General features: G+C 73.1%; 9 protein-coding genes. 3 read left to right on the top strand and 6 right to left on the bottom strand.

The genetic code is table 11. From position 1 onward, the window contains the following. Positions 1–74 precede the first annotated feature (74 nt). From BG418_RS05460 to BG418_RS05450, 3 genes are all read right to left on the bottom strand, one after another. On the bottom strand, positions 75–1,361 hold the full coding sequence (locus BG418_RS05460) for an HRDC domain-containing protein (protein ID WP_188272547.1): 1,287 nt from the start codon (positions 1,359–1,361) through the stop codon (positions 75–77). Positions 1,362–1,565: 204 nt separating this feature from the next. After that, entirely contained in the window at positions 1,566–2,228 is a 663-nt protein-coding gene (locus BG418_RS05455; RefSeq protein ID WP_188272546.1) for a LuxR C-terminal-related transcriptional regulator, read from the bottom strand. Between the two features lie 351 nt (positions 2,229–2,579). Continuing rightward, the gene (locus tag BG418_RS05450; protein ID WP_188272545.1) at positions 2,580–3,224 is read right to left on the bottom strand and encodes a DUF3000 domain-containing protein; all 645 of its coding nucleotides are present in this window, start codon (positions 3,222–3,224) and stop codon (positions 2,580–2,582) included. Between the two features lie 90 nt (positions 3,225–3,314). Here BG418_RS05450 and hemE point away from each other — a divergent pair, with 90 nt between their 5' ends. Continuing rightward, positions 3,315–4,379: a uroporphyrinogen decarboxylase gene (gene hemE, locus BG418_RS05445; protein ID WP_188272544.1), complete on the top strand. Its 1,065-nt coding sequence runs from the start codon at positions 3,315–3,317 to the stop codon at positions 4,377–4,379. Positions 4,380–4,386: 7 nt separating this feature from the next. Here hemE and BG418_RS05440 read toward each other — a convergent pair whose 3' ends face one another. Further along, positions 4,387–5,763 carry an FAD-dependent oxidoreductase gene (locus BG418_RS05440; RefSeq protein WP_188272543.1) on the bottom strand — a complete coding sequence of 459 codons (1,377 nt, stop codon included), beginning with the start codon at positions 5,761–5,763 and terminating at the stop codon, positions 4,387–4,389. 175 nt (positions 5,764–5,938) lie between these two features. Here BG418_RS05440 and hemG point away from each other — a divergent pair, with 175 nt between their 5' ends. Both hemG and hemQ read left to right on the top strand, forming a co-directional pair. Then, complete coding sequence (hemG, locus tag BG418_RS05435; protein WP_188272542.1) at positions 5,939–7,369, top strand: protoporphyrinogen oxidase; 1,431 nt, start codon at positions 5,939–5,941, stop codon at positions 7,367–7,369. 4 nt (positions 7,370–7,373) lie between these two features. Beyond that, positions 7,374–8,087 carry a hydrogen peroxide-dependent heme synthase gene (gene hemQ / locus BG418_RS05430; protein ID WP_188272541.1) on the top strand — a complete coding sequence of 238 codons (714 nt, stop codon included), beginning with the start codon at positions 7,374–7,376 and terminating at the stop codon, positions 8,085–8,087. Positions 8,088–8,163: 76 nt separating this feature from the next. Here the strand turns inward: hemQ and BG418_RS05425 are convergent, their stop codons facing one another. Further along, the gene (locus BG418_RS05425; RefSeq protein WP_188272540.1) at positions 8,164–9,762 is read right to left on the bottom strand and encodes an alpha/beta hydrolase; all 1,599 of its coding nucleotides are present in this window, start codon (positions 9,760–9,762) and stop codon (positions 8,164–8,166) included. A gap of 124 nt (positions 9,763–9,886) precedes the next feature. Next, the gene (locus BG418_RS05420) at positions 9,887–10,633 is read right to left on the bottom strand and encodes a TIGR04222 domain-containing membrane protein (RefSeq protein WP_188272539.1); all 747 of its coding nucleotides are present in this window, start codon (positions 10,631–10,633) and stop codon (positions 9,887–9,889) included. Between the last annotated feature and the right edge of the window lie 26 nt (positions 10,634–10,659).

The raw sequence follows: 10,659 nt of genomic DNA, 5'->3' as shown, positions 1-10,659 counted from the left end.
CTCCGGATGGCCCCGGAAACGGTCGTACCCCCTGATGACGGAGGTCGTCAGGGGGTACGTGGGCGCGGTGCGGGTCAGGCCGTCTTCGTCGTCAGGGCCTGGGTCAGGAGCGGGGTGACCTGCTCGATCTGCCAGCGCCGGGCGCCGTGCGTGGCCAGGGCCTCGGCCACGGCCGCCTCGGAGCGGTCGCCCGGGGGCTCCCAGCACACCCGGCGGACGGTGTCCGGGGTGATCAGGTTCTCCTGCGGCATGTTCAGCCGCTCCGCGAGCTCGGATACGGCGGTACGGGCCGCCGACAGCCGCGCCGCGGCCGCCGGGTCCTTGTCCGCCCACGAGCGCGGCGGCGGCGGGCCCGTCATCGGCTGGCCGGGCTGCGGCAGGGCGGAGTCCGGCAGCGCCTTGGCCCGGTCGACCGCCGCCTGCCACTGCTCCAGCTGACGGCGCCCCATCCGGTGCCCGTAACCGGGCAGCGCCATCAGGGCCTGTACGTCGACCGGCAGCGCGAGGGACGCCTCGATGATCGCGGAGTCGCTGAGCACCTTGCCCGGCGAGACGTCACGGCGCTGGGCGACCTTGTCCCGGGCCGTCCACAGCTCCCGCACGGCGGCCATCTGGCGGCGCCGGCGCACCTTGTGCATCCCGGAGGTGCGCCGCCAGGGCTCCTTGCGCGGCGGCGCGGGCGGCGCGGCGGCGATGGCGTCGAACTCCTGGCGGGCCCAGTCCAGTTTGCCCTGGCGGTCCAGCTCCTTCTCCAGCGCGTCGCGCAGGTCGACCAGGAGCTCGACGTCGAGGGCGGCGTAGCGCAGCCACGGCTCGGGCAGCGGCCGGGTCGACCAGTCCACCGCGGAGTGGCCCTTCTCCAGGGCGTATCCGAGGACGCTCTCGACCATCGCGCCCAGGCCCACCCGCGGGAAGCCCGCGAGCCGCCCGGCCAGCTCGGTGTCGAAGAGTCTGGAGGGCACCATGCCTATTTCCCGCAGGCACGGCAGGTCCTGGGTCGCGGCGTGCAGGATCCACTCGGTGTCGGCGAGCGCGTCGCCGAGTGCGGAGAGGTCGGGGCAGCCCACCGGGTCGACGAGCGCGGTGCCCGCGCCCGCCCGGCGCAGCTGCACCAGATAGGCGCGCTGGCCGTACCGGTAGCCGGAGGCGCGCTCGGCGTCGACGGCCACGGGGCCGGTGCCGGCCGCGAACGCGGCGACGACTTCGGCGAGCGCCTCGTCGGTGGCGACGACGGGCGGAATGCCGTCTCGGGGCTCCAGCAGGGGAGTCGGCAGCCCATCAACCGGGACGTCGTCGTCCGGGGGAGCGCCCCCGGTGGTTCGCAGTGCTGTCTCTGCTGCGGTCTTATGGGCGTCGGTCACCTGTCAAGGGTACTTGTGTATACGCCGCGCCCGTCGACGGAACGTTCCGTCGACGGGCGCGTGAGGGGCGCACGGAGCTTTGTGGGGGGAGCATGGCCCTCGGGACCGGTGGGTCGGCAGGTGATTCCGTACGTCTGCGGCGGTGGACGATTCGGGATCCCCGGGTCTGTGGACGACCCGGGATCCCCGAATCCGGTCTCTGCGTCAGTGGATGATTCCCGTACGCAGCGCGACGGCCACCATGCCGGCCCGGTCGCCCGTGCCGAGCTTGCGCGCGATGCGGGCGAGGTGGCTCTTCACGGTCAGCGCGGACAGGCCCATGGAGACGCCGATCGCCTTGTTCGACTGGCCCTCGGCGACCAGCCGCAGCACCTCGACCTCGCGCCCGGAGAGCTCGCGGTAGCCGCCCGGGTGGCTCGGGGCACCCGGGGGGCGGCGGTGCATACGGGCGGCCGCGGATCCGATGGGGGCGGCGCCGGGGCGGGTGGGGTGGCCGATGTTGGTGCGCGTACCGGTGACGACATAGCCCTTCACGCCGCCCGCGAGGGCGTTGCGCACGGCGCCGATGTCGTCGGCGGCGGACAGGGCCAGGCCGTTGGGCCAGCCCGCCGCCCGGGTCTCGGACAGCAGGGTGAGCCCGGAACCGTCGGGCAGATGGACGTCGGCAACGCAGATGTCGCGCGGGTTGCCGACGCGGGGACGTGCCTCCGCGATGGACGACGCCTCGATGACGTCCCGTACTCCGAGGGCCCACAGGTGACGGGTGACGGTGGAGCGGACTCGGGGGTCGGCGACGACGACCATGGCCGTCGGCTTGTTCGGGCGGTAGGCGACCAGGCTTGCGGGCTGCTCAAGGAGAACGGACACCAGGCCTCCTGGGAAGGGTGCTGGGACGGGGCCGGCTCGGGGATGAAGCCGGGGCGAACCGTGCAGATAGGGTCACAGACCTCTTCGGCAGGCAGCCCGTCCGGCTTTAGGGAATGATCACGATTTGGTGAGAAACATTTAGGGCAATTAGGACAGGTGGTCGATGGGGGAGTGACCGGACGAGTCCCCTCGGGGCTCAGCCCCGAATCCCCCGCAGGGCGCGGATTGCCGGTGCGGACCGTGCGTGGCTGGTCGCGCAGTTCCCCGCGCCCCTTATAGGGCAGCTGGTCGCGGCCAGCACCCAGCAGCGCCGCACCTGCTTGCGGGCGCCGGCCCTGCGAAGCGCAGCGCTCAGCGAGGATCGCGTCGCTGCGGAAGCGTGACGACACCCGCGTCCGCCGAGGACACCGGCGGCAACCCGGCGACCTGGCACAGCAGATCGCACCAGGCCGAAAGGTGCGCGGCGGAATCCGGCACACCGCCCAGCCCCTCGCGCGGAGTCCAGGACGCCCGGATCTCGATCTGCGTCGCGGGCCGCCGTTGGGAGAGCCCGCCGAAGTAGTACGACCCGGCCCGCGTCACGGTGCCGCTCGCCTCCCCGTACGAGAGGCCACGGGCCTCCAGCGCGCCCGTCAGCCACGACCAGCACACCTCGGGCAGCAGCGGGTCCGCCGCCATCTCCGGCTCCAGCTCCGCCCGTACGAGCGTGACGAGGCGGAACGTTCCCTGCCAGGCGTCGTGCCCGGCCGGGTCGTGGAGCAGCACGAGGCGCCCGTCCGCCAGGTCCTCGTCGTTCTCGACGACCGCCGCCTCCAGCGCGTACGCGTGCGGCGCGAGCCGCTGCGGCGGTCTGGTCGGGTCGACCTCGATCTCGGGTCGCAGCCGCGCCCCCCGCAGCGCGTCGACCGCCTGGCGGAAGGCGGGCGGAACGGTCCTGCCGTCCGCACTGTCCGTGCCGCCGGCGCCATCCGAAGTTCGTCCCTGAGCGGCAGTCATGCCGGAAGACTAGGCGGAACGGGCGCCCCGCGTCGGTAGAGACACCCGGGCCCGGCCGACCGCTTGGGGGCGCGTGCGAAGATTCTGGGCGTGACCGCCAACGAACGCCCCTCGGGCCCGCCGACACAGACCTACGACTCCGCCTTCCTGAAGGCCTGCCGCCGCGAGCCGGTGCCGCACACACCGGTCTGGTTCATGCGGCAGGCGGGGCGCTCGCTGCCCGAGTACCTGAAGGTGCGCGAGGGCATCCCCATGCTGGAGTCGTGCATGCGGCCCGAGCTGGTCACCGAGATCACGCTCCAGCCCGTACGCCGCCACAAGGTGGACGCGGCGATCTACTTCAGCGACATCGTGGTCCCGCTGAAGGCCATCGGTATCGACCTCGACATCAAGCCCGGCGTCGGCCCGGTCGTCGCCGACCCGATCCGCACGCGCGCGGACCTGGCGCGGCTGCGCGACCTCACCCCCGAGGACGTCCACTACGTCACCGAGGCGATCGGCATGCTGACCGCCGAGCTCGGCGAGACGCCGCTGATCGGTTTCGCGGGCGCGCCGTTCACCCTCGCGAGCTACCTCGTGGAGGGCGGCCCGTCCCGCAACCACGAGCACACCAAGGCGCTCATGTACGGCGACCCGCAGCTGTGGGCCGACCTGCTCGACCGCCTCGCCGAGATCACCGGCGCGTTCCTGAAGGTCCAGATCGAGGCGGGCGCCTCCGCCGTCCAGCTCTTCGACTCCTGGGTGGGCGCGCTGGCCCCCGCCGACTACCGCCGCTCGGTGCTGCCCGCCTCGGCGAAGGTCTTCCGCGAGGTCGAGAAGTACGGCGTCCCGCGCATCCACTTCGGCGTCGGCACCGGCGAACTGCTCGGCCTGATGGGCGAGGCCGGGGCGGACGTCGTCGGCGTCGACTGGCGCGTCCCGCTCGACGAGGCCGCCCGCCGCGTCGGCCCCGGCAAGGCGCTCCAGGGCAACCTGGACCCCGCGGTCCTCTTCGCGCCGCCGGAGGCGGTCGAGGCGAAGACCCGCGAGGTCCTGGACGCGGCGGCGGGCCTTGAGGGCCACGTCTTCAACCTGGGCCACGGCGTCCTGCCGACGATGAACCCGGATGCCCTGACGCGCCTCGTGGACTACGTCCACACGCAGACCGCGCGCTGAGCCCGGCCTAGTTCCCCGCCGCCCGTACGGCCGACACGGCCTTGCGGGCGGCGACCAGGACCGGGTCCCAGACCGGGGAGAACGGCGGGGCGTAGCCCAGGTCCAGGGTGACCAGCTGCTCCACCGTCATCCCCGCCGTCAGCGCGACCGCCGCGATGTCGACGCGCTTGGCGGCCCCGTCGCGGCCGACGATCTGGACGCCGAGCAGCCGCCCCGTACGCCGCTCGGCGAGCATCTTCACCGTCATCAGGGCCGCGCCCGGGTAGTACCCCGCGCTGTTCGTCGACTCGATGGTCGCCGTCACGAACTGCAGGCCCGCCTCGCGCGCGTCCCGCTCGCGCAGCCCCGTACGCGCGATCTCCAGGTCGCAGACCTTGCTCACGGCCGTACCGACGACGCCGGGGAAGGTCGCGTAACCGCCGCCCACGCCCGAGCCGATGATCTGGCCGTGCTTGTTCGCGTGCGTGCCGAGCGCGATGTGCCGCTCGCGGCCCGACACCAGGTCCAGGACCTCCACGCAGTCGCCGCCCGCCCAGATGTCCTCGTGGCCGCGCACGCGCATCGCCAGGTCCGTGAGCAGCCCGCCGTACTCGCCGAGCGGCAGCCCGGCCTTGCGGGCCAGCTCCGTCTGCGGCTCGACGCCGATGCCGAGGGCCACCACGTCCGCCGGGTACTCGGCGTCCTCCGTGGCCACCGCCCGCACCCGGCCGTCGTCCCCTGTCAGGATCTTCGTGACCTCGGCGCCGGTCACCGTCGTGATGCCCAGGCCGTCCATCGCCTCGCGCACCAGGCGGCCCATGTCCGCGTCGAGCGTGGACATCGGCTGCTCGCCCCGGGTCACCACCGTCACCTCGTAGTCGCGGTGCAGCAGCGCCTCGGCCATCTCCACGCCGATGTAGCCCGCGCCCACGATCACCGCGCGGCGGCCGGGCGTCGAGGCCAGCGTGTCGAGCAGCGCCTGACCGTCGTCGAGGGTCTGCACCCCGTGCACACCGGGCGCGTCGATCCCCGGCAGCTGCGGCCGCACCGGCCGGGCGCCGGTCGCGATGACGAGCTTGTCGTACGAAGTCCAGTACTCCTCGCCCGACTCCAGGTCCCGGGCGCGCACCCGCCGCCCGGACGTGTCGATCTCCAGCACCTCGGTACGGGTGCGCAGATCGATGCCACGCGCGCGGTGCTCCTCGGGGGTGCGGGCGATCAGATCGTCCCGCTCGGGCACATCGCCGCCCACCCAGTACGGAATGCCGCAGGCGGAGTACGAGGTGAAGTGGCCGCGCTCGAACGCGACGATCTCCAGCTCCCCGGGCCCCTTGAGCCTGCGGGCCTGGGACGCGGCGGACATCCCCGCCGCGTCCCCGCCGATGACCACCAGTCGCTCCGCCATTGCGCACCCCTCGTTCGTTCGTCCCGCCGTCTCCTTCGGAAGATACGTACGGCGGGCGCGCGGAATTCCCGGACGCGGCCGGGATGTTGACGCGTGCGACCTCCACAGGCGCGGACGGCGGGGCCCGCAGCGGGCTCCGCGCCGGGGTGTCACAGGCGTCTGAGACAGTGGAGGCATGGACAACGCCGTCGCAGGAACACCGCACATCGTCGTCGTCGGAGGCGGCATCGCCGGGCTCGCCGCCGCCCACCGGCTGCTGGAGCCCGGTGTGCGCGTGACCCTGCTGGAGGCCACCGACCGGCTCGGCGGCAAGCTGGAGTCGGGCGAGATCGCGGGCGCGCGCGTGGACCTCGGCGCCGAGTCCATGCTGGCGCGCCGACCCGAGGCCGTCGGCCTCGCGCGCGAAGTCGGCCTCGGCGAGCGGCTGCGGGCGCCGTCGGCCACCGCCGCGATCTGGACCCGGGGCGAGCTGCGGCCGATGCCCAAGGGCCATGTGATGGGCGTCCCGGCGGACCCGGCCTCGCTGTCCGGCATCGTCTCCGCCGAGGGCCTGGCCCGCATCGCCCAGGACCGCGAGCTCGCCCGGACCGAGGTCGGGGACGACGTCGGCGTCGGCGAGTTCGTCGCCCGGCGGCTCGGCCGCGAGGTCGTCGACCGGCTCGTCGAGCCGCTGCTCGGCGGGGTCTACGCGGGCGACGCCTACCGCATCTCGATGCGGGCCGCCGTCCCCCAGCTCTTCGAGGCCGCCCGCGGCCACGCCTCGCTCCTCGACGGCGTCCAGGACCTCCAGGCGAAGGCCGCCGCGCGCCCCCAGGAGGGCGGCCCCGTCTTCATGGGCCTCGACGGCGGCATGGGCACTCTGCCGCTCGCGGTGGCCGACGCCGTACGGGCCAAGGGCGGCGTCATCCGTACCGAGGCGCCCGTCGTCGCGCTTTCCCGGACCGCCGACTCCTGGCGGATCCGCACCGACCACGAGGTGATCGAGGCCGACGGCGTGGTCCTCGCCGCCCCCGCCTGGTCGGCCTCCGCGCTGCTCGCCGCCGAGTCCCCGGCGGCGGCCGCCGAGCTGGCCGGTGTCGAGTACGCGTCGATGGCGCTGGTCACGATGGCCTTCCGCCGTGCGGACCTTGAGCACCTGGAGCGCAGCTCCGGCTTCCTGGTCCCGTCCGTGGACGGTCGCACGATCAAGGCGTCCACCTTCTCCTCGTACAAGTGGCAGTGGGTCACCGACGGCGCCCCGGACCTGTTCGTGCTGCGCACCTCGATCGGGCGCTACGGCGAGGAGCAGCACCTGGAGCGGGACGACGCCGACCTGGTCGACATGTCGCTGCGCGACCTCGGCGACGCGGTCGGCCTCGCCGCGAAGCCGGTGGCGAGCGAGGTGACGCGCTGGACGGGCGGGCTGCCGCAGTACCCGGTGGGCCACCTCGCGCGCGTGGCGCGGGTGCGCGCGGCCGTCGCCGAGCTGCCCGCGCTGCGGGTCTGCGGGGCCGCGTACGACGGCGTCGGCATCCCCGCGTGCATCGCGAGCGCGCGGCGCGCCGCGGACGAGATCATCGCCACGTCGACCCTGGCGCGGAACACTCAGCGTGACGCGGGACAATAGCCTCATGAGTGCACCGGAAAAGAGCCCGAACGCGGGGAAGAAGGCGAAGGACCTCAACGAGGTCATCCGCTACACGCTGTGGTCCGTCTTCAAGCTGCGCGATGTGCTGCCCGAGGACCGCTCCGGCTTCGCCGACGAGGTCCAGGAGCTGTTCGACCAGCTCGCCGCCAAGGACATCACCGTCCGTGGCACCTACGACCTGTCCGGCCTGCGCGCGGACGCCGACGTCATGATCTGGTGGCACGCGGAGACGGCGGACGAGCTCCAGAGCGCGTACAACCTCTTCCGCCGCACCAAGCTGGGCCGTGCGCTTGAGCCGGTCTGGTCGAACATGGCGCTGCACCGCCCCGCCGAGTTCAACAAGTCGCACATCCCGGCGTTCCTCGCCGACGAGCAGGCGCGCGACTACGTCTCGGTCTACCCGTTCGTGCGCTCGTACGACTGGTACCTGCTGCCCGACGAGGACCGTCGTCGTATGCTCGCCGACCACGGCAAGATGGCCCGGGGCTACCCGGACGTGCGCGCCAACACGGTCGCCTCGTTCTCGCTCGGCGACTACGAGTGGCTGCTGGCCTTCGAGGCCGACGAGCTGCACCGCATCGTCGACCTCATGCGTCATCTGCGCGCCTCCGAGGCCCGGATGCACGTCCGCGAGGAGGTCCCGTTCTACACGGGCCGCCGCAAGTCGGTCGCGGATCTGGTGGCGGGCCTGGCCTGACGGCCGCCCACCACCTCGTATGCCCGGTGACCGGGCCCGTTCAGGACGGGCCCGGACTCACCCCTGACCCGGAAGATCAGAGAGCGGACGGCCGCTGCCCAGCCCTGGGCGCCGACCGCTTGTCCAGCGACACCGGGTTCGGCTCCGGGTGCGGCGCGCACGCAGCGCGCCGCACCGGCGTCCGTCCATGGAGGAGATAGTCCTCCAGATAGCCGTTGACGCACTTGTTGGCGCCTCCGCCGATGCCGTGCGTACCGGCGTCCTTCTCGGTCACCAGCACCGAGCCGGGCAACCGTCGCTGCAACTCCAGCGCCCCCGGATACGGCGTCGCCGCGTCTCGCTCGGCCGCCAGGATCAGCGTCGGCGGCAGCGCACCGCGCGCGGTGCCCACGTCCACCGGCTGCTGCCGGGGTGCGGGCCAGTAGGCGCACGGCAGGTTCATCCAGGCGTTGTCCCAGGTCTCGAACGGCGCGATCTGAGCGAGTTCGGTGTTGTCCCGGTCCCAGGTGGCCCAGTCGGTGGGCCAGGGCGCGTCGTTGCACTCGACCGCCGTGTAGACCGCGTTGCCGTTCTCGTCGTCCCAGGCGGTCTCCGGCCGTGGCGCGGCCTGCGCGATCAGCGGCTTGGGGTCGCCCTTGAGATACGCCGAGAGCGCGGTCGCCCGCATCGCCCAGAAGTCGTCGTAGTAGCCCGCCTTGAGGAACGCGCCCTGGAGCTGCGCCGGGCCGACCGTCCCGCCCGCCGGCTCCTGGGCCAGACGCGCGCGCACCTTCTCGAAGTTCTCCAGCACCCGCTCGGCCGTGGTGCCCAGGTGGTACACGCCGTCGTGCCGGGCGACCCAGGCGCGGAAGTCCTCCCAGCGGCTCTCGAACGCGAGCGACTGGTCGAGGTTGTCGCGGTACCAGATCTTGCGCGGGTCCGGGTCGACCGCCGAGTCGAAGACCATCCGGCGTACGTGCGAGGGGAACAGCGTCGCGTACACGGCTCCGAAGTAAGTGCCGTAGGAGGCGCCGATGAACGTCAGCTTCTTCTGGCCGAGCGCGGCCCGCAGCACATCGAGGTCGCGCGCGTTGTTGAGGCTCGTGTACTGCCCCAGCGCCGCCCCCGCGCTGCGCTCGCACCCCTGCGCGTACGCCTTGGCCTGTGCGATCCGCTCCAGTTTGTACGAGGGCGACGGGTCGGTCGGGGACTGTGTGGGCGCCTTGGCGAAGTCCTTCGGGTCCTGGCAGGACAGCGGCGCGGAGCGCGCGACTCCGCGCGGGGCGTAACCGACGAGGTCGTACGCCCGCGCAATCCGCTTCCACTCGGGCAGCGGGGCGACCATCGGGAAGTACATGCTGGAGGCGCCCGGGCCGCCGGGGTTGTAGACGAGCGCGCCCTGGCGCTCGCCGGGCCCGCCCGACGCCTTCACCCGGCTGACCGTGAGGGCGATCTGACGGCCCTTCGGGTGGGCGTAGTCGAGCGGGACCCGGACCGTGCCGCACCGCACGGTGTCGGGCAGCATCTCCGCCTTGGGGCAGCGGCCGAAGGCGATACCGGCGGCCGCCGCGCGCTCGGCCGCGATCACGGTGCCGCGCGCCTCCGCGGTGCGAGGGTCCGTGCCGGCGGCCGGTGCGGCGGCCAGGGCGGACAGAACAAGGGAACCGACGGTTCCGTACAGCGCTGCTGCTCTCATCCCACATCGATCCCTTCGGGCACATGCAGTACAAAAGGGATGATTATGGGGCTAATTAATGAAGTAAAGCACCGCAGTGCGGTGCGCCGGGATCAATGTCCCCGGCGCGTCGTCCTGCGGCGCGTCAGCGGCCGCCGCGCAGCGCGGTCCTGAGCGCCGGGTCGTCGACCGCGCTCACGCCCCGTACCGCGAACGCCGTCAGCGGGTCGCCCGCCGGGTCGATCCGGCCAAGGAGCCGCTGGCCGTCGGGGGAGGCCCAGCGGGTGTGCGGGTGGACCTCCACGCGCGCGATGAAGAGGCAGCCGAGCGTGAGGACCAGCGGCAGCGAGAACCAGGCGGCGATCTCGGCCTGGGTGGCGCGGTCCTGGCCGGGCATCAGCAGCGCGACCGCCCCGAGGAGCAGCGTGAGCACGGTGGCGCCGCGAACGGCCCGTACGGAGGCCGTGATGCCCGTCCTGGCCGCGTCCGGGACGGCGAGCCCGGCGGCGGCCAGCCGGTCGGCCAGTGCGTGCACCGCGTCTGCGGCGGCCGCGGTGGACCGTATGGCCGCTATCCGCGCCTGTCCCTCCGGCCCGATCGCGCCGATCACCGACCGCTCCAGGTCGTCCCGGCCCTCCGGGTCGACGACCGTGGCCCAGCCGGTGTGCGCGAGCAGCAGCCGGCGGGCCCGGTGCATCGCGACCAGCGTGAGGTCGGTGACCCGCAGGGGCCCGCCCGAGAGGAACGCGGCCTCGTACAGCGAGAGTTCGGTGTCCCGGGCCCGCGGTCGCACCGCCGCCGGATCGGCCGCCGCCGACGCGGCGAGGCAGAGCCGCGCGCAGCTGAAGGCGGACGCGAGGCACCCGACTACCAGGAAAAGAACCCAGAACATGGCCGAGTTGTATGTGACGCGACAAG

It is taken from the genome of Streptomyces sp. CBMA152 (assembly GCF_014596475.1).
Taxonomy (GTDB): domain Bacteria; phylum Actinomycetota; class Actinomycetes; order Streptomycetales; family Streptomycetaceae; genus Streptomyces.
This window is presented reverse-complemented; position numbering and strand designations above follow the sequence as displayed.

Excerpts from the sequence above, each read along its gene's own strand:
- BG418_RS05440 (WP_188272543.1), bottom strand. The coding sequence starts at position 5,763 with ATGGCGGAGCGACTGGTGGTCATCGGCGGGGACGCGGCGGGGATGTCC.
- hemQ (WP_188272541.1), top strand. The coding sequence starts at position 7,374 with ATGAGTGCACCGGAAAAGAGCCCGAACGCGGGGAAGAAGGCGAAGGAC.
- BG418_RS05450 (WP_188272545.1), bottom strand. The coding sequence starts at position 3,224 with ATGACTGCCGCTCAGGGACGAACTTCGGATGGCGCCGGCGGCACGGAC.
- BG418_RS05425 (WP_188272540.1), bottom strand. The coding sequence starts at position 9,762 with ATGAGAGCAGCAGCGCTGTACGGAACCGTCGGTTCCCTTGTTCTGTCC.
- BG418_RS05420 (WP_188272539.1), bottom strand. The coding sequence starts at position 10,633 with ATGTTCTGGGTTCTTTTCCTGGTAGTCGGGTGCCTCGCGTCCGCCTTC.
- hemG (WP_188272542.1), top strand. The coding sequence starts at position 5,939 with ATGGACAACGCCGTCGCAGGAACACCGCACATCGTCGTCGTCGGAGGC.